Consider the following 22,374-nt stretch of genomic DNA (forward strand, 5'->3'; position numbering starts at 1 on the left):
GTGGCATGCAGGGCCTGGGAGAGCTCGAGAACGGTGTGATGGACGTGCTGTGGACGTCCACCGCGCCCATGACCGTGCGCGAAGTCCTCGCGAAGCTCAACGAAACGCGCGATCTCGCCTACACGACGGTGATGACGGTGCTGGACAACCTCCACCGCAAGGGCTGGGCGGACCGCGAGCTGCAGAACCGCGCCTACCTCTACACCCCCGCCGAGAGCCGCGAGGAGGCCGCCGCGCGCGTGCTGCGCGAGCTGCTCGACTCCAGCGGTGACCCGGAAGCCGTCCTGCTGCACTTCGCGCAGTCGGCCTCCGACGACGAGACGGCCGCCCTGCGACGCGGCCTGCGCCGACGGCCCCGGCGATGATCCTCGCGGTAGCCCTGCTGCTCGGCGTGGCGTTCGTCGCCGGGTTCGGCCCTGCGGTGCTGAACCGGATGCTGCAGCGGCGGATGGACCCGCAGCTCGTGCTGATGGCGTGGGGCGGCCTGGTCGCCACCACGTTCGTCACCGTGACCGCGGCCCTGACGATCACGGTGCTGCCCACCCACGGCCCGGCACCGCTGCTCGTCCAGCTGCTCCACCACTGCTGGACGGCCCTGCAGCACGGTTCCGCGCCCCAGCTCCACCTGGCAGCGGGACTGCTGCTGCTCACCGCGATCGCCGGCCTGTCGTCCCGGGTGAGCATCGGGCTGCTGCGGCACACCCGGCGCCAGCGGCGCGAGCACCGCCGCCACCTCGACCTGCTGCGCATCGCGGCGCGCCCCGAGTCCGGCGCGTTCCCGGTCATGTGGCTCCCGCACCCCGAGCCGATGGCCTACAGCGTGGCCGGCACGCCGGGCTTCGTGGTCGCCACCGACGGAGTCCGCGACCGGCTCGGCTCCGACGCCGCCGCGGTGCTGGAGCACGAGCGAGCACACCTCCGAGGTCGCCACCACCTCCTGGTCGGCCTGGCCGAGGCGTTGTCGCGCTCGGCCCCGTGGCTGCCGCTGATGCGGCGTTCCCCGGAGCTGGTGCGCACCGCCGTCGAACTGGCCGCCGACCGCTCGGCCGCGCACCTGCACGGCCCCCGCGCGGTGCGCTCCGCGCTGCTGCAGATGTCCGGCGGAGGCTCGACGCCCGCGCACGCGCTGGGGATGGCCAACAGCGCAGTGGCCCTCCGGCTCCACCACCTCAGCGGCCTGCCCTCGGCGCCGGGCCGGGCCAAGCGCGCGCTGGCCTCCGGTGTGGCAGGACTGACCGCCGCCACGCTGCCGACGCTCGCCGGCATCGCGCTGCTGCCCGTGCTGGCGATGCTCACCTGCCCGTTCGCGTTCGGCTTCTGATCTCCAGCCGGGCGGTGACGATCGGTCACCGCCGCTCCCCGCCGAGCACCAGCGTTCGTCACCCGACCGCACTACTAAGCACAATAGTACTTGTGACGCCCCGTGCGAATCGCTCGGACGATAACCCAAAAGCGTTGCAGCTGAACGAAGACCGACGACCCGGATGAGCGGGGTGAACGCACCTCCAGTACGGTCCTCACCGTGCGCAACCGGCCACCCACTGTCCGCACCGCGGGAATTCCGGCGCTCTGCGTCATCCTGCTGACGCTGGGCGCATTCCTCGCCGCGCACACCCTGATCGGCACCTCGACCACCTGCGCGGCCGGTTCGCAGATCAGCGCCCACTGCGGCGAGGATCGCCCCGACTCCCTGGAGCACGGCCCCGGCGACGCCGAGTGCGCGGCTTCCGCGCGAGACGTCGCGTCCACGTTGGACACCGCAGCGCTGCTGCTCGTTCCGGCCACCGGCGGCCAGGAATTCCCCTCCGCCTTCCACCGGACCACCACCGCCCTGCCGCGCCCGGCCCTGCCGCCGCACGGGCAGGACGTCCTGAGTTCCACGTGCATCTCGCGAACGTGATCAGGTCTCACTTCCTGTCCTGATCACGATCGACGCACCGCACCCGCCGACCGCGGACCGGTGCGCCCGATTCCCGCACCTGCGCGACAACGAGGAACGCGATGCAAGGACTCCTCCCCCGCACCGGCGACCGCTCCGGCGCGGCAACGGCGCTGCGGCCTGCCCACGCCATCGACACCACCGTCGGCAACACCCCGGTCCTGTGGATCGACCGGCCGTTCAACCCGCCCGGCACCGGGTTCTGGGCGAAGCTGGAAGGGCACAACCCGGGCGGCATGAAGGACCGGCCCGCGCTGCACATGGTCGAACGCGCCCGGCAGCGCGGCGAGCTCGAACCCGGCGGCACGATCGTCGAGTCGACGAGCGGCACGCTGGGCCTGGGGCTCGCTCTCGCCGGGATCACCTACGGGCACCCGGTCACCCTGGTCACCGATCCCGGCCTGGAACCGATCATGCACCGGATGCTCGGGGCGTTCGGCGCGCGCATCGACGTGGTCACCCGGCCGCACCCGAGCGGCGGCTGGCAGCAGGCGCGCCGCGACCGGGTCGCCGAGCACCTCGCGGCCACGCCCGGTTCCTTCTGCCCGGACCAGTACAACAATCCCGACAACACCGCCGGATACGCGCCGCTGGCGCTGGAACTCGCCGCGCAGCTGCGCTGCATCGACGTCCTGGTGTGCTCGGTGGGCACCGGCGGCCACTCGGCCGGCGTGACCCGGGTGCTGCGCAGCTTCTTCCCGGAGCTGCGCCTGGTCGGGGTCGACACCATCGGCTCCACCATCTTCGGCCAGCCCGCGAGGCAGCGGATCATGCGCGGCCTCGGGTCGAGCATCCAGCCGCGCAACATCGACTACCCGGCCTTCGACGAGGTGCACTGGGTCGGGCCGGCCGAGGCGGTGTGGGCCGCGCGGCGCCTCGCCGCCACGACCTACGCCAGCGGCGGCTGGAGCGTCGGCGCCGTCGGGCTGGTCGCCGGCTGGGTCGCCCGCACGGCAGGGCCGGGCACCCGGGTCGCCGCCGTCTTCCCGGACGGCCCGCAGCGCTACTTCGACACCGTCTACAACGACGAGTACTGCGAGCGGCACGGCCTGCTGCGGGCAGCGCCGCCGGAAGAACCGGACGTGCTGACCCATCCGCTGGAGCGGGAGGTCTCGCGCTGGACGCGGTGCGGCGAAGTGGTCGATCCGGCGGAGGGCGAGCGGCGTTGATGCAGACCGCCAAGCAGTTCCGGTCCTTCAACGGGACCGTTCGGCTGCTCGTGATCAACCAGTTCACCATCAACCTCGGCTTCTACATGCTCATCCCGTACCTGGCGGCGCACCTGTCCGGCGGGCTCGGGCTGGCGACCTGGCTCGTCGGGCTGGTGCTCGGGGTCCGGAACTTCGCGCAGCAGGGCATGTTCCTCATCGGCGGCACCCTCGCGGACCGCCTCGGTTGCAAGCCGCTGATCATCGCCGGGTGCTCGCTGCGCACCGCGGGCTTCGCGCTGCTGGGCGTCGTGGACTCCGTTCCCGCGCTGCTGCTCGCCTCGGCCGCCACGGGATTCGCCGGTGCGCTGTTCAACCCGGCCGTCCGCGCCCACCTCTCGCACGAAGCCGGTGACCGGCGGGTCGAGGCGTTCGCGCTGTTCAACATCTTCTACCAGTCGGGCATCCTGCTCGGGCCGCTGGTCGGCATGGCGCTGACCGGAATCGCCTTCCAGGCGACTTGCTTCACCGCGGCGGCGGTCTTCGCGGTCCTGACCGCGCTGCAGATCCGCGCCCTGCCGCAGCGCAAGGGCGACCGCGAGGAGACCGGCGGGCGTTCGGTCCTGGCCGACTGGCGGAGCGTGGTCGCCAACAGGTCCTTCGTCGCCTTCTCGGTCGTGATGATCGGCAGCTACGTGCTGTCGTTCCAGGTCTACCTGGCCCTGCCGCTGGAGGCCCGGCGGCTCGCCGGGGACGGCATGGCCGGGACCGCCGTGGCCGCCTCGCTGTTCGCGGTGTCCGGGCTGCTGGCGATCGCGGGGCAGCTGCGCATCACGGCGTGGTGCGAGCGGCGCTGGGATCCCGGAGTCTGCCTGGTCGTCGGTCTGCTGGTGATGGGCGCGGCCTTCCTCCCACCGCTGCTGACCGCCGGATCGCCGACCGCGACCACCACCGGGGAGATCCTGCTGCGAGCCGCCCCGCTCGTGCTGTCCGCGGCGCTGATCGGCCTGGCGCAGGTGATCGTCTTCCCCTTCGAGATGGACACGATCGTGACCCTCGCGGGCAACAGGCTCATCGCCACGCACTACGGGCTGTACAACACGGTGTGCGGAATCGGGATCATGCTCGGCAACCTCGCGACGGGAAGCGTGCTCGACCTGGCCCGTTCGACCGGGCTGCCCGCCCTGCCCTGGGTGGTCATGTCCACCCTGGGCCTGCTCTGCGCGGGCGGCATCGCCGCGCTCCAACGCGCCCGGAAGCTGAGCGCACCCGACCCGCAACCGGCGATCGGCTGATCCTCCGCCCGTCGAGCGAAACCACCCGACACACCGGTGGTGCGTCGGATGGTCGTGCAATTTCAATGGAAATCAGACGTCTGATTTCCATTGAAATTGCGGCGGTTCGTCACCCGGGACGGGGCCGTCCACCCTGTCGGTGGGTCGGGTGCCCACTCGCCGACGGGTGTGGGGCTCGCTTCTCGTTCCCGGGGTTCGGTGTCAGTCCGGTAGGGGCCGGGCTCCTCGTTCCTCGAGCATTCGTCTCATCGCGTCGATCTCCGCCGTTTGCGCCGTCAGCATCTGCTGGGCGAGGTTGCGCACCTGGGGGCGGTCGGCCTCCTGCGCGGCGTACTGCATCATCGGCGCACCTCCTCGGTGGTGGCGGATCATCAGCTGGAGGAAGAACACGTCGAACTCCGGCCCGTCGAGCGATCGCAGCCGGTCGAGATCCTGCTTGGCGGCCATGCCGGGCATCGCGGTCCGCTGCGACGCGTGCTGGTCGTGCTCGCCCGCCATCCACGTCATCGGGTTGCCGGGCGCCAGATCTGGCTCGTTCCACAGGCTCAGCCAGCCCTTCATCCGGCCGGTCTGCTCCAGTTGCGTGGTCTCGATGTCGAAGGCCAGCTGCCGGATGAGGCGGTCCTGGCTCTTCTCCCGCGCGAGGGAGGCCATCCGCACGCCTTGCAGGTGGTGCACGCTCATGTCCTGCGAGAACCCGACGTCGACCGGATCGGCCGAATCCGGCTCGCCCACCCGCAGCGACAGCACCCCGGAAGCCACGAGCAGTCCGACGGCCAGCAGCACCGCCGCGCCCAGGGCGATCTTCACCGGGCGCGGTGCGGTGCGCAGCGAGTTCACGCCGGATCCTCCTTCCCAGCGGCACCGCGGCCCGCGGCCATCGGGACCGCGTCCGGCCCCGGCGGATTCGGGTCGAAGGGCGGCGGGGAGTCGGGGTCGAATCCACCGGGCCCCAGCGCCGAGCAGGACGCGCCGACCTCGGGATGGGTGTAGGGGTTGGTCCGCGTCGAGGAGATGAACTGGTCGATGCGCGGATCGGCGGCCTCGGCCACCTTCAGCCGGCGTCCCCACGACTGCAGCGAGATCGGCTGGTCCAGGCCGGGATACGGCGACAACGCCATGTACTGCTGCCCGTCGACCTTCGCGCGCAAGGCGTCGAGCTCGGCGCCGTCGACCCGCTCCGGGTCGTAGGCGATCCACACGGCGCCGTGCTCCAGGGAGTGCACGAGGTTCTCGGTGCGCACCGGGACGTCGTACACCGTTCCTTCGCACGCGGCCCAGATTCCGTCGTGCGGCCCGCCGAAAGCGGGGCTGTAGTCGTAGTTCACCCGCTGCGCCGGGTCGACGTGCTTGCCCGCCTCGTAGTCCTCGACGACCACGCCCGGGATCTGCCGCGCCGGGTCGCGATTGGTCTCCGACGGCGTCCACTTCGCCATCGCGGCGTCGCGCTCGGCCTTGTCGGCGTACTGGACGTAGACGTAACCGAAGATGCCGCCCGCGAACGCCAGCACGACCGCGACCGCGGTGATGCCCGTCCACGGCAGCCCGCCGCCCGCCAGCGCCTTGCTCGCCTGCTTGCCCGTACCCGCTCGTTTCACGAGAACCACCGTAGTACTACGGTCAATAGTACTAACGCATATAGCGTTGCTGCGCGAAGCCCGGCCTCCGGGCAGTCAGGAGAAGGCTGAGCAACGCGCCCCGTGCCCATCCCACCCTTGTCGTGCATTCATGCGCATGTCACTATGTATCGGACGACGCGACGGAAGGGACGGACATGGGGCACGGACACGGGCACGGCCACGGGATATCGCCCGCCCAGGCGGCGAGCGCCTCCTCGAAGCACCTCCGGCGGCTGTGGCTCGCCGCGGGCTTGGGCCTGGTCACCTTCGGAGCGCAGGTCGTCGTGGGCCTGTCCACCGGGTCGCTGGCGCTGCTGTCCGACTCCGCGCACGTGTTCACCGACGTGTCCGGCATCCTGATGGCCATCGCGGCGATCGTGATCGCACAGCGGGCCAGCGCCCGCGCCAACCGCACGTTCGGGCTCTACCGCACCGAGGTCTTCGCCGCGCTGTTCAACGCCGTCCTGCTGTTCGCGGTGGCCGGCTGGGTGCTCTACGAGGCGATCGACCGGTTCGAAGAACCGCCGGAAGTCCCGGGCCTGCCGGTCAGCGTCGTCGCCGTGGTCGGCCTGGTGATGAACGTGGCCGCGCTCCTGCTGCTGCGTTCCGGCGCGGAGGAGAGCATCAACGTCCGAGGCGCCTACCTGGAAGTCATGGCCGACATGCTGGGCTCCATCGGCGTGCTCGTCAGCGGCCTCGTGACGCTGCTGTTCGGCTGGCGCTACGCCGACCCGGTCATCGGTGTGGCGATCGGGCTGTTCGTGCTGCCCAGGGCGTTCAGCCTCGGCAAGGGCGCGCTGCGCATCCTCCTGCAGCACGCACCCGAGCGCATCGACGTCGCCGGGATGACCGCCGACCTCAGCGCGCTGCCCGGCGTGCAGGAAGCCCACGACCTGCACGTGTGGACCCTCACCTCCGGGATGGAGGTCGCCTCGGCGCACCTGAAGGTCGACGCCGACGCCGACTCCTCGGCCGTGCTGGTGGCCGCGCAGCGCCTGCTGGCCGAGAAGTACCAGCTCGAGCACGCGACCCTGCAGGTCGAGACCGCCGAGGCGGCCAGCCGGTGCCAACAGCTCAGCTGGTAGCGGCGCTCAGGCCCGGGCTCCGTTGTTCCGCAGCCACGCGTACGGATTCACCTTGCGGCTGCTGGCGTCCCACACCTCGAAGTGCAGGTGCGGACCGGTCGACTGGCCGCGGTTGCCGACCTCGGCGATGACATCGCCCGCGTCGACGCGCTGCCCCTTGCGCACCAGCGCGCGGTTGATGTGGCCGTAGACGGTGGTGGTGCCGTCCGAGTGCCGCAGCCGCACCCACAGCCCGAAACCGCTGGCCGGGCCGGCGTCGATCACCACACCGCGCTTGACCGCGTGGATGGGGGTGCCGATCCGGTTGGCGATGTCCAGGCCGTAGTGCGTGGTCCCCCACCGCGCGCCCGGCATCGAGGTGATCCGCCCCGCCACCGGCCACACGACGCGGTTGCGCAACGCCTCCCGCTCGGCGGCCTCCCGCTGGCGGGCGGCTTCGGCCTCCGCCGCCGCGCGTTCCTCGTCGAGGCGGAGGCTCTTGTTCAGGCCCGCCAGCTCGTCGTGCTCCCCGGAAGCCGACTGCGCGGGCAGCAGGTTGGGCGAGGCCGGTGTCGGAGCGGGCCCGTCGGCGATGATGTGGCCGATGGAGGCCACCGGCGTGATGCCGCCGTCGAGACCTTCGAGATGCCCGGACGCCTGCGCTTCGTGCGTCGAGGCCACGCTCGCCGCGGCGAGCGCTCCGCCCATGACGCCCAGCATCGTCACGTAGGCCCGGACCACACCCGATGGCCGCAGGCCGGGACGCTGCTCCAGAATCCGGTCCTCGGGGTCTTCCTGCACGTGCCCCCGGGTGGCGAGGCGCTCCTCGCGGCTGGATGCGGGGGTACCGCCGCTGGCCCGATCGTGTCGCACGTGCCGCCTTTCAGATCATCACCTTCGCGTTGCATCCCCAGCCGGCGACCCACTGCCGGCGCGCACAGAGCCTGGCGGCCGCGGCCCACCCGAACGGCCCCCGAAAACCGTCACCGACAGCGACCCGCGGAAGGTCGCGGCAAGGTTACGACACCAGCCCCGCCTTGTCTACTAGATCGTCTAGTACGGCCTCCCTTCGTTAATATCAATCCACAGTGGAGCCAGAAAGGCGGAGACCCCCGCAGCGGCACCGAAGGGCTGGTCTACTATCAACGTTAGTGACAAACCGGGTGCGGCAGATGCATGCACGGGCAACCCCGCGTCAAGCCCAGCCCCGCGCAACCGCTCCGCAGAGGACCGTGACGCAACCCAGCCACGAGAAACCGCAAAACGCGAGATCCCCCCGGACGCAACCACCACTGAAAATCGCGGAGAGGCGGAACTGCCCATGAGCAGGAATCTCCAACTGACCCTCGTCGTCATCGGTGTCGCAGCGGTGGCGATCTTCACGCTGCTGCTCGTGAACCGACCGGCAGATCCGGAAGCCGCCCCCGCCGAACCCGGCCCGCTGCCCGCCCGACTGCTGGTTCGGGAGGACAGCCACCAGCTGTCCACGGCCGCGGACGGCAAGGTGACCCTGGTGGAGTTCCTCGACTTCGAGTGCGAAGCGTGCGGCGCGGTCTACCCGGCGATGGAGCAGCTGCGGGCCGACTACGACGGGCGCATCAACTACGTCATCCGCTACTTCCCGCTGCCGAGCCACCGCAACGCCGACCTGGCGGCCCGAGCCGCCGAAGCCGCCGCGGCGCAGGGCAAGTTCGAGCAGATGTACCAGGCGCTCTTCGACAACCAGCAGGCGTGGGGCGAGAAGCAGGAGTCCCAGGAAGCGGTGTTCCTGGACTACGCCCGCGCCATCGGCCTGGACGTCGAACGCTTCCAGGCCGACCTGAACAGCCCCGCCACGGCCGCCCGCGTCGAGAAGGACCGGAACGACGGACTGGCGGCAGGTGTCGACGGCACGCCCACCTTCTTCCTGAACGGCAAGAAGTTCGTCCCCGACTCCTACCAGCACCTCACCGACGCCATCGACACCGCACTGGCGAAGTAGACCGCTGCCCCGGCGACCGTCCTGGCCACCGGACCGTCACGTCCCCAGCAGGCCGCGGGCTGCGAGGTTGTTCATCAGCGCGCGGATCCCGAACTGCCAGTCCGGAGCGTCCTCGGCGCTGTTCACCGCGTTGACCAAGGAGCCCAGTGCCGGGGACGAGATGCGCACCACGTCGCCGCGCTTGTGCGTGAAGCCCTGGCCCGGCACGTCGCGGTCCTCGGTCGGGGCGAACATCGTGCCGGTGAACAGCGCGAACCCGTCCGGGTACTGGTGGTGGCGCCCGCAGGCGTGGCCGACCAGGTCGACCAGATCGCGGCTGATCTCCGCGACCGGGTTGACGCCTTCGAGCCGGTAGCCGTCGGCGCCGGTGATCCGCAGGGAGATCTCCGCGTTCCGGGCGTCGTCGAGGGTGAAGTCCGCGTCGAACAGGCGCAGGAACGGGCCGATCGCGCAGGAGGCGTTGTTGTCCTTCGCCTCGGTCAGCAGCAGGGCGCTGCGCCCTTCGAAGTCCCGGAGGTTCACGTCGTTGCCGAGGGTGGCCGCCACCGGGACTCCGGCGGAGCTCACCGCGAGCACCAGCTCCGGCTCCGGGTTGTTCCACGTCGAACGGGCCAGCACGCCGATCTCGGCGCCGGTGCCCACCGCCGACAGCACCGGGGCCTTGGTGAAGATCTCCGGATCGGGTCCGATGCCGACCTCCAGGTACTGCGACCAGAGCCCTTCCTGGACGAGCACCTCCTTGACCCGCTCCGCTTCCGGCGATCCCGGTCGCACCTGCGAGATGCGGCCGATCACCAGATCACCCAGCTTGGCGCGGATCGCTTCGGCCCGGCGGAGGTCACCGTCGGCCCGCTCCTCGATGACGCGCTCCAGCATGCTCCGCACGAAGGTGACCCCGGCGGCTTTCAGGACCTGGAGGTCGACGGGCGCGAGGAAGTGGGCCTCCGCGCGGTGCCCGTCGAGCGTCGCCCGCAGGAGATCGGACAGCTGCCACGCGCGCCCGCCGGGGTGAGATCGCACGATCTCCACCGCATCAGGCCGTTCCAGCAGGCCCGAGGCGGTCGGCTCGACCTCGGTCAGATCGACCACCGTCCGACCGCGCACGGCGGCCACGCACGGCCCGCCCGATTCCGGGTCGTGCACGCGGGCGAGCAGCGTGGCGCTCTCGACGTCCTGGGGCGGGATGAGATCGGCATGAGCGGTGAGGTCCACGGATTGCCCTCCTGCGATGCCACGACAGAACCTGCTCATGTCCTATCGCCGCGAATGTTCGCGGTCAACGACCGAACAGGGCGCTCGCCGCGCACGGGCGCGGCGCGACCAAGCGATCCCCCGGGAGCCCGGCCACCACCGGAGCGTCGTGGTCCACGTCGATCTCCACGAAATCGACACCTTCCCGGGCGTCAGGCGGTGAACTCGAAGCGTCTGCGCAGCTGCCATCGGCCTTGGAGGGCGATGAGGCGGGCTTCGCGCAGGTGCGCTCGGATCGGCGTGAACTCCGGGACGATCTCGCGGGCCACCGCTTCGGCCGTGGCTTCCGCGGTGTTCAGGGCGACCGTCAGGTGCAGGTCGACGTCGGTGCCGAACCTGCCGCCGTAGGGGAGCAGGTCCGGCCACCGGCGGCGCAGTTCGCCGACCAGCTCGGACAGGCCTTCCGCCGGATCCGGCAGCAGGGCGGCGAACCCGGTCGCCCGGTGGCATTCGGCGAACTCCACCCGCAGCGGTGGCCGATCGGCGAACACCTCGTCCAGGGCCGCGAAAACCCGGTCGTCGAGCGCATCGGCGGGCAGGAACGGGTACAGCAGCGTCACGTGCGCGGGCAGCGGGCGCACCGCGTCCGGGAACCGGGCCGCGACCGCCGCCAGCAGCGGGTCGGCTTCCGGCAGCGGCACGACCAGCGCCGTTGCGCCTTCTCTCGGCATGTTCGGAGTTCTACCGCGCGGAGAGGCTCGGGCGGCCGGAGCAGATCGGAGTCGGATCGGCCGTGGCGCACGGGACGAGCACGGCTGCCGCCGCGACCAGCGCCACCACGGGCAGGGCCAGCGCGGCGACGATCCGCCAGCACGCCGAGTGCACCGCCGCCCGCGGCTGGAGCAGACGCCGGACCCGCTCCGGAACACCCGAGCCCGCCGCGGCGAGGGCCACCTTCGGCACCGGCGCCGCCGGGCTCGTGGCCATCACCGCCAGCGCCCGGGCCACCGCGCGGTTCCCGTGCCTGCGGCCCGCTCGATCGTCGGCGATCCACTCGACCAGGCGGGCGATCTCCTGCGAAGCCGCCTTCAGCAGCGGCACGAACGGGAAGGCGTGCGCGAGGATCGCCGCCCAGCCGGACATGAGGTGGTGCTTGCCGCGCAGGTGCGCGATCTCGTGCGCCATGACGGCGTCGCGCTCGGCCGGGACCAGGCGCCGCAGCGCGCCCGTGGTGAGCACGACGGTGGAGCACCGCCCGGGAACGCAGTACGCGGCGAGCTGCTCGGCTTCCACCACGGCAACGCGGATTCCGTTTCCGACCACCGCGTTGGAGAACGAGCGCAGCGCCTTCCGGTGCAGCTCGCGGTGCCGCCGGGTCCGCCGGACGTGACGCGCGGCGACCACGAGCAGCCGCCCGATCACCACGCCCGATCCGAGCAGCGCGATCGCGGCGGGCGCGTCGGCGAGGCTGTGCACGCCGACGATCGTCAGCAGCGCGCGAAGGCAGGCGTGCAGCAGCGCAGCCAGCCCGTGGCCGCCGGAGAGCTGAGCCATCGCGGCCAGGCCCGCGCTGATCACCGCCACGACCCACGAGGTGGCCAGCGCGGTCCAGAAGACGAGACCGAGCCGCGGGGCCGCGGACTGCCAGCGGCGGCAGGCCCTGATCAGCCGGGGACCCAGCACCGCCAGCGCCGCGATGTAGGCGAACAGCCCGATGAGCAGCGGTGTCATCGGTCCTCCGGTGCCTCGGCGAGCAGTTCCCGCAGCATCGCGGCTTCCTCCTCGGTGATCTCGTCGACGAATCTGAGGAACGTCGCGCGCGGGCTGTTGCTGGCCGCGAGCGCTTCCCGCATCAGCAGCGCGGCGTGCTCGCTGGCCTGCAGGCGCGGGCGGTAGAACCAGACCCGGCCCACCCGGTCGCGGTCGACCCACTGCTTGCGGTGGAGGTTCTCCAGCACGGTGGCCACCGTGGTGTAGGCCAGCCCGCGATCGCGGAGGCCGTCGAGCACCTCCCGCACGCTCAGCGGATCCCCCGCCGACCACAGGTGATCCATCACGGCCGATTCGAGCGGCCCCAGGCTGCGCATCGGAAACTCCCCCTCCCTGACCGGAGAGTAGGTCATGGACGCCCCGCCCCGGACAACCGGCAGATCCGCGCCGAGCGCAACCTGGCGCGCAGCGCGAAGCCCAGCAGCGCGAGCGAGCCGATCGCCAGCACCGGCTGCAGCGGGCCGAACCAGGTGATCGCGCCGCTGGTGCCCAGGGCGAGCACGACCAGCTTGTTGCACGTGGGACAGCCGACGGCGAGGAAGGACAGCACCGCACCGACGACGTTGCGGCGCTGGTCGCGCGTGCGCTCCGCCTCGGACTGCGCGCTGGGGGCGAGGTAGGTCGCGACCAGCAGCCCGGACAGGACCGCGGAGACGATCCACACCGGGTAGCTCCACCACGGCGCTTCGATCATCCGCGTGAACAGCGGGTTCGGCACCAGGCCGGTCACCGCGCCGGTCACCAGCGCGACCACCGCCGAGACCAGCGCCGCGACCGACCAGTGCCGGGCAGTCCACTCCCGCATCAGGGCGTTCCTCCTCCCGAGGGGGTGCCGACGACGTGCCGGCCCGACGATCCTACTATGCACGATAAGAGTTCTACTAACTTGGATAGAAAAGGGTGGGCGTGATGACCTCGAAGGGCTCACCGGCGCTCCGGTGGGGGTTCGCAGCGCTGGTCGTGGCCGCCGTCGCGGCGCTGGCGTGGGGCGCGTTCGGCGGCAGGCCGTCCCCGGAGCAGGCGGCGCCGCAGACCGCCACCGCCGAGCAGGACGAGATCGCCGCGGTGCTGAAGTCGTTGCAGCGGCGCCAGCCCGACGACCCGTTCGCGCTGGGGCGCACCGACGCGCCGGTGGTGATGATCATGTACGAGGACTACCGCTGCCCGTTCTGCTCGAAGTTCACCGCCGACATCAAGCCGCGGCTGATCGAGCGGTACGTCGACACCGGTGTGCTGCGGCTGGAGTGGCGCGACTTCCCGATCTTCGGCGAGGAATCCCTGGAGATCGCCAAGGCGGCCCGCGCCGCCGCCCACCAGGGCCGGTTCTGGGAGTTCCACAACGCGGCCTACGCGCGCGGCAACGGCGGGGAGAAGCCGTCGTTCCCGGAGGAGACCATCCAGGAAGTGGCCCGCGAAGCGGGCGTGCCGGACCTCGCGAAGTTCAACGCCGACCGCGACGATCCGGCGATCCTGCAGGCGATCCAGACCGACGCGACCGAGGGCCAGGCGCTCGGGGTGTCCAGCACGCCGTCGTTCATCATCAACAGCCAGCCCGTGCTCGGCGCCCAGCCGCTGGACCAGTTCGTCGCGGTGATCGAGGCGGAACGGGCCAAGGCATGATCATCGGCTACTTCGGGGCCTTCCTCGGCGGCGTGCTGTCGCTGCTGAGCCCGTGCTCGGCGCTGCTGGTCCCGGCGTTCTTCGCCTACGCCTTCGCCGACCGGGTCCGGCTGCTGCTGCGCACCGGCATCTTCTACCTCGGCCTGGCCACCACGCTGGTGCCGATGGGCGTGGCCGCGGGCTCGGTCGGCGCGCTGTTCAACCAGCACCGCGATCTCGTGGTGCTGATCGGCGGATCGCTGATGATCCTGCTCGGCGCGGCCCAGATCTTCGGCTTCGGGTTCGGCTCCGGGGCGGCGCAGCGGCTGAGCGGCCGGATCAAGATCTCCTCGGCGCTGTCGGTGTACCTGCTGGGCACCGTCTACGGGCTGGCCGGGTTCTGCGCCGGTCCCCTGCTGGGCAGCGTGCTGACCATGGCCATGACCGGTTCCAGCCCCGCCTACGGCGGCATCCTGCTGGCCGTCTACGCGCTGGGCATGGCGGTGCCGCTGTTCGTCATCGCGGCTCTGTGGGACCGCTTCGACCTCGGCAGGCGCCGCTGGCTGCGCGGCCGCGAACTCCGCGTCGGCCCGCTCCGCGTGCACAGCACGACGCTGCTGTCCGGCCTGGTCTTCATCGCGCTCGGCGTGCTGTTCCTCACCACCGACGGCACCGGATCGCTCAGCGGGCTCGTCAGCATCGACGCCCAGTTCACCGTTCAGTCCTGGGTGCAGCACGCATCGGCCCTGGTGTCCGACCAGCTGGTGCTGCTCGTCGTCCTGGTGGTGCTGCTGGTGGTCTCGCTGCTCGTCACCCGGGGACGCCGGCGCGGCGAGGCCCGGCGGGATCGGGATTCCACGTCCGGCTGATCGCCTGCGGCCGCGTCAGCGGGAGGTTTCGCCGTCCCAGGTCCGGTCCGTGATGCCGGCCTGGGCCAGGCGGAACTTCTCCACCTTCTCGGTCGGGGTCTTGGGCAGTCCGGCCACGAACTCGATGTAGCGGGGCACCATGAACCGCGCGCCGTGTTCGAGGCAGTACCGGTGCAGCGCTCGCTCGGACAGCTCCGACCCGGCCCGGCGGACCACGCAGACCTTCACCTCCTCCTCGGTCAGCTCGCTGGGCACCCCGATCGCGGCCGCCTCGACGACCTCGGGGTGACCGCAGACGAGTTCCTCGACCTCCTGCGCGGAGATGTTCTCCCCGCGCCGCCGGATCGAGTCGCTGAGCCTGCCGTGGAAGACGAGGTAGCCGTCCCGGTCGAGGCTGCCCAGGTCGCCGGTGCGCACCCAGCCGCGCTCGTCGATCGCCGCGGCCGTGGCCTCCGGCATCCCGTGGTAGCCGATCATGGTCAGCCCGGGTTCGTTGCCCCGCACCAGGATCTCGCCGATCCCCGACCCGTCGGCGGTGTCGATCCGGACCTCGTACTCGTCGATGACCCGCCCGCAGGTGCCCGGCCGCAGCTCACCGCCGACCGGGTCGTAGACGGGCAGCCCGGCGTCGGTGAGGCCGTAGACCTGGTACACCGGGAATCCGAAGCGCTGCTGCCACCCGTCCCGCCACTCCGGCACCGGCACGCCCCAGGCCAGCCGGACGCGGTGGCGGCGGTCGGCGGCGGAGGGCTCCTGCTTCCACAGGATGGTCAGGGTCGCGCCCATGAAGTTGAACACCGAGGCGTCGAACTTCCGCACCTCCGACCAGAACCCCGATGCGCTGAACCGGGCGCCCAGCGCGGCGGTGGCGCCGGCGGCCAGAGCCGCGACCACGGTCAGCGTGGCCGCGTCGATGTGGAACAGCGGGAACGGGCAGTACAGCACGTCATCGTCGCGGTAGCCGAAGCGCTGCGCGTGGATCTGCCCCTGGCGTGCCAGGTAGCGGTGCGGGAGCACGCAGGCCTTGGACGGTCCGGTGGTGCCCGAGGTGAACATCAGAGTTGCCGGATCGAGCTCGCCACCCCGCGGCGGCGGAGCGCTGACCGGTGAGGCCATCACCTCGCTCAGCTCCACGCCGCCCTCGCCGGAAGCCGCCCCGGCCGAGCGGCGCACGACGACCGTCCGCCCTTCGAGCAGACCTTCGTCCAGCGGTGCCAGCAGATCGGCCTCGCCGACCACGATCCTCGCCCCGGACACGGCGAAGACGTGACGCAGCCGGGAACCGGGCAACGCCGTGTTCACCGGTACGTGCAGCGCACCCAGGCGGGCGAGGGCGAACCACACCACCACGTGGTCGAGGCTGTTCCGCAGCAGCAGAACGACCGGAGTTCCTTCCTCCGCACCGAGAGCGGCCAGCCCGCCCGCGGTGGAGGCCGCCAGCGACTGCACCTGGGCGTAGGTCAGCTCGCCCTCCGCCGTGCGCAGGAACACCGCGTCCGGGGTGCGAGCAGTCCGGTCGGCGAGCATGCCGGTGATGCTGCCCGCTGCGGCGCGATCCTCTCCCGCCCGCTCCATCACGCTGCGGAGAACCCGAACACCCGGGCCGCGTTGTCCCGGAACAGCGCCGACAGCGCCGCTTCGCCCAGCCCTGAATCGCGCCACTCCGCGAGCGCGCGCCGGGGTTCCATCACCGGCCAGTCGCTGCCGTAGAGGACCTGCTCGCGCAGCAGGTTCGGCATCATGCCGAACAGCACGTCCCAGCCGGTGCCCGGCCTCGCGACGTACCTCGGGGCCAGGCCGCCGAACTCCAGGTGCACGGTGGGGTGCCGCCGCGCCACCGCGGCGTACTCCGCGGCCCACGGCCAGCCCGCGTGGCAGGCGACGAGCGTCAGATCGGGGAAGTCGCAGGCGACCTGGTCGAGCAGCTCGGCGCGCTCGTGGCGCAGCGGGTGCATCCGGGAGTAGGTGATGCCGGTGTGCACGCACACGACCAGTCCGAGCTCTTCGGCTCGCGCGTACATCGGGTACAGGGCGCGGTCGTCGATGTCCAGGCCGAAGAACGCCGGTTGCAGCGACACTCCCAGCATCCCGCGCTCGGCGATGCGAGCGGTCTGCACGGCGAGCCGGGTGGGGCTGCGGCTGCCGAGGTCAAGGCAGCCGATCCCGCGGAAGCGATCACCGTGCTCGGCGAGGACCTCTTCCAGCCCGTCGTTGAGCGCCTCGGCGTCCTCGCCGCCCTCCGACTCGGCGTGCATCACCGCGTGCCCGATGCCTTGATCGTCCATCGTGGACAACAGGCCGCCGAGGGTGCCGTCGTTCATCTTGCTGGTCAGGTCGAGCACCCTGTCGTACTGCTCGGTCTGGCGCGCGGGCGCGGAGTACGCGCGCCCGGGCCTGCGGTCCTGGGGTAGCCGGACACGGGCGTCGATGATCGTCATGGCACGGCCTCCGCGGTCCTGCCGCCGGCGCTCGGCCGGGGCTCGATTCCGGATTGGTGTGGCGAGAAGTCAGCGAGGGCCTTTCCGAGCCAGTCCGGTTCCTGCGCTCACCCGCGGCTCCACCGGGACGGCGGGACTGCGGCGCTGGATGACGATGCCGACCACGACCAGGACCGCGGCGAGCCCGAGCGAGACCGACAGCTCGAGGCGCTGGCCGGGCAGGATCGCCATGGTCAGCAGGATGCCCGCGATCGCGACCATGGTGAGCACGGTCAGGTGCGGGAAGGCCCACATCCGGGATTCCAGGCGGGATTCGGTGCCCCGGGCGCGCATCGCGCGGCGGGTGGCCAGCTGGGTGGCGGCGATGACCAGGTACATGATCAGCGCGATCGCACCGCTGGAGGCCAGCATGTAGGTGAAGAGCCCCGGAACGGCGTAGCTGACGACCACCGCGACCACGCCGATCCCCGTGGAGGCGAGCACCGCGGCCCGCGGCGTGCCGTTGGCCCCGATCGTGCCCAGCACGCGCGGCGCCTCCCCTCTCCTGGCCAGGGAGAACACCATGCGGGAAGCGGTGTAGATCGCGGAGTTGAGGCAGCTGCAGACCGCCACGAGCACGACGAGGTCCATGACCGCGGAAGCACCCGGGATGTTCATCCGCTCCAGCGCGGCCTGGTACGTGCCCGCGGCGAGCTCGGGGGCGTCCCACGGGACCAGGGAAACCACGACGAACACCGAACCGATGTAGAACAGCGCCAGCCGCCACACCACCGCACCGATGGCCTTGCGGATGTTGCGCTTCGGGTCCTCGGACTCGGCGGCGGCGATGGTGACGATCTCGCTGCCCTGGAAGGCGAACATCGCGGTCAGCAACCCGGCCAGGACAGAGACCCCGCCGTTCGGCAGGAAACCGCCGTGGGCCCACAGCCCGGACAGACCGCTCGCGCCCGAACCGGGCAGCAGTCCGAGGATCGCCGCGAGGCCGAGCGCGAGGAACCCGACGATCGCGAGGACCTTCAGCAGCGCGAACCAGTACTCGAACTCGCCGTAGCTGCGCACCGCCAGCAGGTTCGTGCCGGCGAGCAGCACGACCACCGCGAACGCGGGCAGCCAGCTCGGGATGGCCAGCACCGATCCGATGATCTTCCCGGCGACGATCGCCTCGATCGGGATCGCCAGCACGTAGAACCACCAGTACAGCCAGCCGATGGAGAAGCCGGCCCAGCGGCCCAGCGCGCGGTCGGCGTAGGTGGAGAACGACCCGGTGTCGGGATTGGCGATGGCCATCTCCGCCAGCATCTTCATCACCAGCACGACCAGCACCGCGGCGATGAGGAAGGACAGCAGCACCCCGGGGCCGGCTTCGGCGATGGCCGCCGAGGAACCGACGAACAGACCGGCACCGATCACGCCACCGATCGAGATCATGGTGATCTGGCGGCTCTTGAGGCCGCTGGTGAGCGCCCCGCCGGACGAGCGCGAAACGTCGTGTGCCATGGGAACTCCTGTCGGGCCTGCCGTCGCGGGACGTACCCGCCCCCAGCGGGCGCACAGGACCGGAGGCCCGGGGAAGTGCCCCGCATGGCAGGCGACGGTAAGCACGTCGGAGCCGCAGAGCCAGCGACCCGACACCTTCCTTTCCCCGGCGATTCCCGGCAGCTGCCCGTCCGGCCTGCTCACCGGCTCATTCGTCCGGGTGGTCAGGTGCCGGGCGAGGCGAAAGGTTCTCCGATCCCGAGAGCTTCGGAGAGGACGCGGCCGACGCTGCTTCCCAGGCTGGACTCCTCGGCGATGACCCGTTCGCCGGGAAACCCGAGCAGATCGAGGTGCCGGTACCAGCCCAGCATCTCGGTGGCGTCGAACTCCGCGGCCTGCGGCCGGGTCTCGTGCCTGCGGACGGTCTCCGCGAACGAGACGTCGAGGTAGTAGAAGGTGGTGGTGCCGCGGTGGTCCCGTGCCAGTTCGGCCAGCATCGTCGCGTAGCGCTGCGCGCTGAGGATGCCTTCGACGATCACGTGGTACCCGCAGTCGAGCGCATATCGCGCGACAGTGCTGATCAGGCCGATGTTGAAACCGTTGGTGACGTCGCGCTCCCCGAGCACGGTCCGCCGCATCACGTCTTGCGGAACGAGCGCGCAGGTGCGTCCCAGTTGCGCGCGCACTGCCGATGCGATGGAGCTCTTGCCGCTGCCCGAATTGCCGCGGAGCACGACCAAGCGCGTCGACGAAGAACCGACCGACCCCATGCGCCGAAGCCTAGCGCCACCGCCCGGGCACAGCGGTGGCGAACGGCGCCCGGGAACTCCGGGACGACTCGGCTTTCAGCGCGCGATGACCGATGTCGCCTCGTGCGAGGATTTCCGGTGGGCCGAGTTCTCCGAACCGGGGCGTCCTCGTCCTGCGCGGATCAGGCACCCACCACGACGTCGGCGGAGATGACGCCGGTGGAGCGGAGCACTCGGGCCGTCTTCCGGGTTCCCCAGGGGCCGCGCACCGCTACCTCGGTGATCGTGATCGGACAGCTCCGGCCGCCCCCGGTGTGCACCGGGACGAGTTCATCATCGGACGCGACGTGATCAGGCACGATCTCCACCTCGGAATAAGTGCGAGCAGCTGGGATCCGGAAACGCGTAATCCGGGATGCGCAACAATTGTGACGCATGGGAACCGGTTCGGTGCGCCTGGGGTAGGCAAGCTCACCCGACGATGTCGCGAACATCCTGGAAATTGATCTACAACCCGAGCTGAATTGCCGCACCACCAGGTCGGCGAGCTGCGAAAACGAATCCGCTAATGATCATCCGCGGAAAATTCGAATTGATCATGAATTGCGCGGCTCAGGCGGCCTGCGCCGGGGCGGTCAGCGACGCCGAGACCGCTGCGACGAACTCCGCGTTCGACCGCGTCCTGCGCACCTGGTCCAGGAACTGCTCGGCCGCGCGCTTCGGGTCCTGGCCCGCCAGGGCGCGCCGGATCCCGGCCATCGCGACCAGCTCCCGCGGCGGCTGCAGCAGCTCGTCGCGGCGGGTGCCCGAGCCCAGCAGGTCGATGGCCGGGTGAATGCGGTGCTCGGCGAGCGCGCGGTCGAGGCGCAGGTCGGAGTTCCCGGTGCCCTTCAACTCCTCGAAGAACACCGCGTCGGCCTGCGAACCCGTGCCGACCAGCGCGGTGGCGACGATGGTGAGCGAGCCGCCGCCATCGATGTTGCGGGCGGCGCCCAGGATCTTCTTCACCGGGTGCAGCGCGGAGGCGTCGACACCGCCGGAGAGCACTCGCCCCGACGATCGGGCCGCGAGGTTGTAGGCGCGACCGAGCCGGGTCAGCGAGTCGAGCAGCAGCACGACGTCGCGGCCGGTTTCGGCCAGTCGCTTGGCGCGTTCGACGGCCAGCTCCGCGGCGCGGACGTGCTCGGCGGGCTGCCGGTCGAACGTGGAGGCGATCACCTCGCCCCGCACCGTGCGGCGCATGTCCGTGACCTCCTCCGGCCGCTCGTCGGCGAGCAGCACCATGAGGTGCGCAGACGGGTGATTGGTGGCGACGGCGTGCGCGATCGACTGCAGCAGCGAGGTCTTCCCGGTGTGCGGTGGCGCGGCGATGAGCGCGCGCTGACCCTTGCCGATCGGCGCGACGAGGTCGATCACGCGGGCGGCGAGCTGGAGCCGGTCGGTCTCGAGCACCAGTCGCTCATCCGGGTGCACGGGCGTGAGCAGCTCGAACTCCGGCCGCTCGCGCACCGGCGGTGCACCGTTGAGCAGCACCAGCTCCTCGCCGTCCACCACGATCTCGTCGCCGCGGCGCAGGCCGTGCGCGTGGACGAGACGCATGGGGACGCTGGTGCCGTCGGCACCGAAACCGAGAGTCGCGGATCTGCCGCGGATGTCGAGAATTCCTTGGTGGGGCATGGTTGTACTCCTGATGGGGAGAGGGACGATCGACGCAGGTGCGGATCGTTGGAGATGAGTGGCCCCGGAAATGCGCCGGGGAGGAAAGAAGCTCGTCGGGCGGCAGAGCCGACATCCGCGAGATTCCCCGCAAGTATGCCCCGAACCCGCGAACCCCGCAAGGTCTTTTCCGCTCAGCACCGATCGGCGCGTCGTCCGATCTCGCTGGTGGATCGATCAGAGGCCGACTTTCGCCCTGGTCGCAAGGTGATCGGGCCGATCCACAAAGGAATTGATCAGCGACCGGCTAGTGCAGGGTGCGGGCGATGAGGGCGGCGCGCAGGTGGGTGGCGTCGGTTGGGTCCGCTGGGTTGAGGCCGGTGAGTTCGGCGATCTTGCGCGTGCGGTAGTCGACCGTGTTCGGGTGGACGTGCAGCCGGCTGGCGGTGCGGCGGCGGTTGAGGCCGGTGGCGAAGTGGGTGCGCAGCGTCTCCAGCAGATCGGGCTCGTCCTCGATCGGGCGGAGCCTGCCCACCAGCACGTCGCGGGCCGGGCCGGGGCGGGTGAGCTGGTAGTCCAGCGCGAGGTCGGCGAGCGTGTAGACGCCGGGCGGGCGTCCCGCCACCGCGAGCCTGCGCAACTCGTGCGCGGTCCGCGCGGCCTCCGGGATGCCGGGCACCGACGCGGTCACCGCGCCCACCGTCACATCGGCGCCCGCTGCCGAGCCCGACGCCAGGACCAGGTCGTCGACGCGCAGGTTCGCGTCGTCGGCGGCCAGCAGCACCACTCCGCCGTGCCCGTTGAGCCGGGACAGCGGCGGTTGCGGCGAGCGGCGTTCGAGTTCCGCGCGGAACCGGCGGAGCTTGCGCCAGCGCGCCACGTCGGCGTTGGTGCCCGGCGCGGATTCGTCCGGGTGCGGGGCGATCTCCACGTCGAGCACGGCGTAGCCGTCCGCCAGCCGGACGCCCAGCCGGGCCGCCGCGTCGGCCGGGTCTTCCCCGGTCAGCAGCGCCGACAGCAGGTCCTGCTGCGCGGCGTGCGCATCGGCCAGGAAGACGTCCCGCTCCTGGAAGTACGCGGAGGAGACCACGGCGGTGATCTCGCGCAGGTAGCGCAGCGCGAGCTCCACGACGCCGACCAGGGTGCGCACGTCCTCGGGCCCGGCCTGCGCGCTGAAGTGCTCCCACGCCACCCGGACGCCCACGTTGTGCGCGTTGAGCACGGCCTCGATCGGCACGCCCTCCTCCGCCCGGTGCAGGACGTCTTCGCGCAGGTCGGCCAGCGACTTCGGGTCGGGTGCACCGCCGTTTCGCAGCATCCGCACGACCATCGCCATGCCCCGCTGGATGATCCGCGTGATGTCCCCGAGCAGTTCCTCCTCCGGCAGCTCGGCGTAGGCGGGCAGTTCGTCGACCAGCCGCGCCAGCACGGTGGGCACCAGCTCGGGTGCGGCGGCGGCCAGGACCTGGTCGAGCGGTTCGCCGCGCCAGCGCAGTTCGAGCGGGACCGCGTTGGAGTCGATCACAACGATGACCTCCCAAGACTGGAGAACTCACCACCACCACCACCCCCGGAGGGGG

Annotated in this window: 24 protein-coding genes; 9 read left to right on the forward strand and 15 right to left on the reverse strand. The window is 71.2% G+C overall.

Annotated features, from left to right (window positions below; genetic code table 11):
• Positions 1–5 precede the first annotated feature (5 nt).
• The 5 genes from C4T78_RS10990 (at position 6) to C4T78_RS11010 (ending at position 4,382) form a co-directional block, all read left to right on the forward strand.
• On the forward strand, positions 6–365 hold the full coding sequence (locus tag C4T78_RS10990) for a BlaI/MecI/CopY family transcriptional regulator (RefSeq protein WP_093154391.1): 360 nt from the start codon (positions 6–8) through the stop codon (positions 363–365).
• Positions 362–1,321, forward strand: coding sequence for a M56 family metallopeptidase (locus C4T78_RS10995; protein WP_093356667.1), 960 nt, complete (start codon positions 362–364; stop codon positions 1,319–1,321). Before C4T78_RS10990 ends, C4T78_RS10995 begins: the two co-directional genes overlap by 4 nt.
• A 201-nt stretch (positions 1,322–1,522) precedes the next feature.
• Positions 1,523–1,900 carry a hypothetical protein gene (locus C4T78_RS11000; RefSeq protein ID WP_093356668.1) on the forward strand — a complete coding sequence of 126 codons (378 nt, stop codon included), beginning with the start codon at positions 1,523–1,525 and terminating at the stop codon, positions 1,898–1,900.
• A 101-nt stretch (positions 1,901–2,001) separates the two neighbouring features.
• Complete coding sequence (locus tag C4T78_RS11005) at positions 2,002–3,108, forward strand: PLP-dependent cysteine synthase family protein (protein WP_093356670.1); 1,107 nt, start codon at positions 2,002–2,004, stop codon at positions 3,106–3,108.
• Positions 3,108–4,382, forward strand: a complete 1,275-nt coding sequence (locus tag C4T78_RS11010; protein ID WP_093356671.1) for an MDR family MFS transporter — start codon at positions 3,108–3,110, stop codon at positions 4,380–4,382. Before C4T78_RS11005 ends, C4T78_RS11010 begins: the two co-directional genes overlap by 1 nt.
• 201 nt (positions 4,383–4,583) lie before the next feature.
• On the opposite strand, the gene C4T78_RS11015 is transcribed toward C4T78_RS11010, so the two are convergent.
• Both C4T78_RS11015 and C4T78_RS11020 read right to left on the reverse strand, forming a co-directional pair.
• On the reverse strand, positions 4,584–5,222 hold the full coding sequence (locus C4T78_RS11015) for a DUF305 domain-containing protein (RefSeq protein WP_235863754.1): 639 nt from the start codon (positions 5,220–5,222) through the stop codon (positions 4,584–4,586).
• On the reverse strand, positions 5,219–5,980 hold the full coding sequence (locus tag C4T78_RS11020) for a thioredoxin-like domain-containing protein (protein ID WP_235863755.1): 762 nt from the start codon (positions 5,978–5,980) through the stop codon (positions 5,219–5,221). Before C4T78_RS11020 ends, C4T78_RS11015 begins: the two co-directional genes overlap by 4 nt.
• A 176-nt stretch (positions 5,981–6,156) precedes the next feature.
• On the opposite strand from C4T78_RS11020, the gene C4T78_RS11025 reads away from it, so the two are divergent.
• Positions 6,157–7,086, forward strand: coding sequence for a cation diffusion facilitator family transporter (locus tag C4T78_RS11025; RefSeq protein ID WP_093356674.1), 930 nt, complete (start codon positions 6,157–6,159; stop codon positions 7,084–7,086).
• A 6-nt stretch (positions 7,087–7,092) separates the two neighbouring features.
• Here C4T78_RS11025 and C4T78_RS11030 read toward each other — a convergent pair whose 3' ends face one another.
• Positions 7,093–7,938 (reverse strand): M23 family metallopeptidase, encoded by an 846-nt coding sequence (locus C4T78_RS11030; RefSeq protein WP_235863756.1) that lies wholly within the window; start codon positions 7,936–7,938, stop codon positions 7,093–7,095.
• A 448-nt stretch (positions 7,939–8,386) separates the two neighbouring features.
• On the opposite strand from C4T78_RS11030, the gene C4T78_RS11035 reads away from it, so the two are divergent.
• Entirely contained in the window at positions 8,387–9,046 is a 660-nt protein-coding gene (locus C4T78_RS11035) for a DsbA family protein (protein WP_093356675.1), read from the forward strand.
• A 36-nt stretch (positions 9,047–9,082) separates the two neighbouring features.
• Here C4T78_RS11035 and C4T78_RS11040 read toward each other — a convergent pair whose 3' ends face one another.
• The 5 genes from C4T78_RS11040 to C4T78_RS11060 all read right to left on the reverse strand — a co-directional run bounded on the left by C4T78_RS11040 (position 9,083) and on the right by C4T78_RS11060 (position 12,812).
• Positions 9,083–10,258 (reverse strand): fumarylacetoacetate hydrolase family protein, encoded by a 1,176-nt coding sequence (locus C4T78_RS11040; RefSeq protein WP_218161692.1) that lies wholly within the window; start codon positions 10,256–10,258, stop codon positions 9,083–9,085.
• A 191-nt stretch (positions 10,259–10,449) separates the two neighbouring features.
• Positions 10,450–10,968, reverse strand: coding sequence for a 2'-5' RNA ligase family protein (locus tag C4T78_RS11045; protein WP_093356678.1), 519 nt, complete (start codon positions 10,966–10,968; stop codon positions 10,450–10,452).
• 10 nt (positions 10,969–10,978) lie between these two features.
• Positions 10,979–11,968, reverse strand: coding sequence for a M56 family metallopeptidase (locus C4T78_RS11050; RefSeq protein ID WP_093356679.1), 990 nt, complete (start codon positions 11,966–11,968; stop codon positions 10,979–10,981).
• The gene (locus C4T78_RS11055) at positions 11,965–12,324 is read right to left on the reverse strand and encodes a BlaI/MecI/CopY family transcriptional regulator (RefSeq protein ID WP_093160861.1); all 360 of its coding nucleotides are present in this window, start codon (positions 12,322–12,324) and stop codon (positions 11,965–11,967) included. Before C4T78_RS11055 ends, C4T78_RS11050 begins: the two co-directional genes overlap by 4 nt.
• Positions 12,325–12,356: 32 nt before the next feature.
• Positions 12,357–12,812 carry a hypothetical protein gene (locus tag C4T78_RS11060; RefSeq protein WP_093356680.1) on the reverse strand — a complete coding sequence of 152 codons (456 nt, stop codon included), beginning with the start codon at positions 12,810–12,812 and terminating at the stop codon, positions 12,357–12,359.
• 104 nt (positions 12,813–12,916) lie between these two features.
• Between C4T78_RS11060 and C4T78_RS11065 the strand changes: the two genes are divergently transcribed.
• Both C4T78_RS11065 and C4T78_RS11070 read left to right on the forward strand, forming a co-directional pair.
• Positions 12,917–13,627, forward strand: coding sequence for a DsbA family protein (locus C4T78_RS11065; RefSeq protein WP_093356884.1), 711 nt, complete (start codon positions 12,917–12,919; stop codon positions 13,625–13,627).
• The gene (locus C4T78_RS11070) at positions 13,624–14,475 is read left to right on the forward strand and encodes a cytochrome c biogenesis CcdA family protein (RefSeq protein WP_093356681.1); all 852 of its coding nucleotides are present in this window, start codon (positions 13,624–13,626) and stop codon (positions 14,473–14,475) included. Before C4T78_RS11065 ends, C4T78_RS11070 begins: the two co-directional genes overlap by 4 nt.
• A gap of 15 nt (positions 14,476–14,490) precedes the next feature.
• On the opposite strand, the gene C4T78_RS11075 is transcribed toward C4T78_RS11070, so the two are convergent.
• The 7 genes from C4T78_RS11075 to C4T78_RS11105 all read right to left on the reverse strand — a co-directional run bounded on the left by C4T78_RS11075 (position 14,491) and on the right by C4T78_RS11105 (position 22,319).
• Entirely contained in the window at positions 14,491–16,002 is a 1,512-nt protein-coding gene (locus C4T78_RS11075) for an AMP-binding protein (protein WP_093356885.1), read from the reverse strand.
• 47 nt (positions 16,003–16,049) lie between these two features.
• On the reverse strand, positions 16,050–16,913 hold the full coding sequence (locus tag C4T78_RS11080; protein WP_093356683.1) for an amidohydrolase family protein: 864 nt from the start codon (positions 16,911–16,913) through the stop codon (positions 16,050–16,052).
• A 69-nt stretch (positions 16,914–16,982) separates the two neighbouring features.
• Positions 16,983–18,410, reverse strand: coding sequence for an amino acid permease (locus C4T78_RS11085; RefSeq protein ID WP_107916122.1), 1,428 nt, complete (start codon positions 18,408–18,410; stop codon positions 16,983–16,985).
• Between the two features lie 203 nt (positions 18,411–18,613).
• Positions 18,614–19,159: an AAA family ATPase gene (locus C4T78_RS11090; RefSeq protein WP_093356684.1), complete on the reverse strand. Its 546-nt coding sequence runs from the start codon at positions 19,157–19,159 to the stop codon at positions 18,614–18,616.
• 161 nt (positions 19,160–19,320) lie between these two features.
• On the reverse strand, positions 19,321–19,497 hold the full coding sequence (locus C4T78_RS36360; protein ID WP_177247731.1) for a hypothetical protein: 177 nt from the start codon (positions 19,495–19,497) through the stop codon (positions 19,321–19,323).
• Between the two features lie 253 nt (positions 19,498–19,750).
• Positions 19,751–20,815 (reverse strand): transcription termination factor Rho, encoded by a 1,065-nt coding sequence (gene rho / locus C4T78_RS11100; protein WP_093356686.1) that lies wholly within the window; start codon positions 20,813–20,815, stop codon positions 19,751–19,753.
• 286 nt (positions 20,816–21,101) lie between these two features.
• Positions 21,102–22,319 carry a PucR family transcriptional regulator gene (locus tag C4T78_RS11105; RefSeq protein ID WP_093356688.1) on the reverse strand — a complete coding sequence of 406 codons (1,218 nt, stop codon included), beginning with the start codon at positions 22,317–22,319 and terminating at the stop codon, positions 21,102–21,104.
• Between the last annotated feature and the right edge of the window lie 55 nt (positions 22,320–22,374).

The sequence above is a fragment of the Saccharopolyspora kobensis genome (assembly GCF_900108315.1).
Classification (GTDB): Bacteria; Actinomycetota; Actinomycetes; order Mycobacteriales; family Pseudonocardiaceae; genus Saccharopolyspora; species Saccharopolyspora kobensis.

Excerpts from the sequence above, each read along its gene's own strand:
- C4T78_RS10990 (WP_093154391.1), top strand. The coding sequence starts at position 6 with ATGCAGGGCCTGGGAGAGCTCGAGAACGGTGTGATGGACGTGCTGTGG.
- C4T78_RS10995 (WP_093356667.1), top strand. The coding sequence starts at position 362 with ATGATCCTCGCGGTAGCCCTGCTGCTCGGCGTGGCGTTCGTCGCCGGG.
- C4T78_RS11005 (WP_093356670.1), top strand. The coding sequence starts at position 2,002 with ATGCAAGGACTCCTCCCCCGCACCGGCGACCGCTCCGGCGCGGCAACG.
- C4T78_RS11010 (WP_093356671.1), top strand. The coding sequence starts at position 3,108 with ATGCAGACCGCCAAGCAGTTCCGGTCCTTCAACGGGACCGTTCGGCTG.
- C4T78_RS11025 (WP_093356674.1), top strand. The coding sequence starts at position 6,157 with ATGGGGCACGGACACGGGCACGGCCACGGGATATCGCCCGCCCAGGCG.
- C4T78_RS11035 (WP_093356675.1), top strand. The coding sequence starts at position 8,387 with ATGAGCAGGAATCTCCAACTGACCCTCGTCGTCATCGGTGTCGCAGCG.
- C4T78_RS11045 (WP_093356678.1), bottom strand. The coding sequence starts at position 10,968 with ATGCCGAGAGAAGGCGCAACGGCGCTGGTCGTGCCGCTGCCGGAAGCC.
- C4T78_RS11050 (WP_093356679.1), bottom strand. The coding sequence starts at position 11,968 with ATGACACCGCTGCTCATCGGGCTGTTCGCCTACATCGCGGCGCTGGCG.
- C4T78_RS11055 (WP_093160861.1), bottom strand. The coding sequence starts at position 12,324 with ATGCGCAGCCTGGGGCCGCTCGAATCGGCCGTGATGGATCACCTGTGG.
- C4T78_RS11060 (WP_093356680.1), bottom strand. The coding sequence starts at position 12,812 with ATGCGGGAGTGGACTGCCCGGCACTGGTCGGTCGCGGCGCTGGTCTCG.
- C4T78_RS11065 (WP_093356884.1), top strand. The coding sequence starts at position 12,917 with ATGACCTCGAAGGGCTCACCGGCGCTCCGGTGGGGGTTCGCAGCGCTG.
- C4T78_RS11070 (WP_093356681.1), top strand. The coding sequence starts at position 13,624 with ATGATCATCGGCTACTTCGGGGCCTTCCTCGGCGGCGTGCTGTCGCTG.
- C4T78_RS11075 (WP_093356885.1), bottom strand. The coding sequence starts at position 16,002 with ATGCTCGCCGACCGGACTGCTCGCACCCCGGACGCGGTGTTCCTGCGC.
- C4T78_RS11080 (WP_093356683.1), bottom strand. The coding sequence starts at position 16,913 with ATGACGATCATCGACGCCCGTGTCCGGCTACCCCAGGACCGCAGGCCC.
- C4T78_RS11085 (WP_107916122.1), bottom strand. The coding sequence starts at position 18,410 with ATGGCACACGACGTTTCGCGCTCGTCCGGCGGGGCGCTCACCAGCGGC.
- C4T78_RS11090 (WP_093356684.1), bottom strand. The coding sequence starts at position 19,159 with ATGGGGTCGGTCGGTTCTTCGTCGACGCGCTTGGTCGTGCTCCGCGGC.
- rho (WP_093356686.1), bottom strand. The coding sequence starts at position 20,815 with ATGCCCCACCAAGGAATTCTCGACATCCGCGGCAGATCCGCGACTCTC.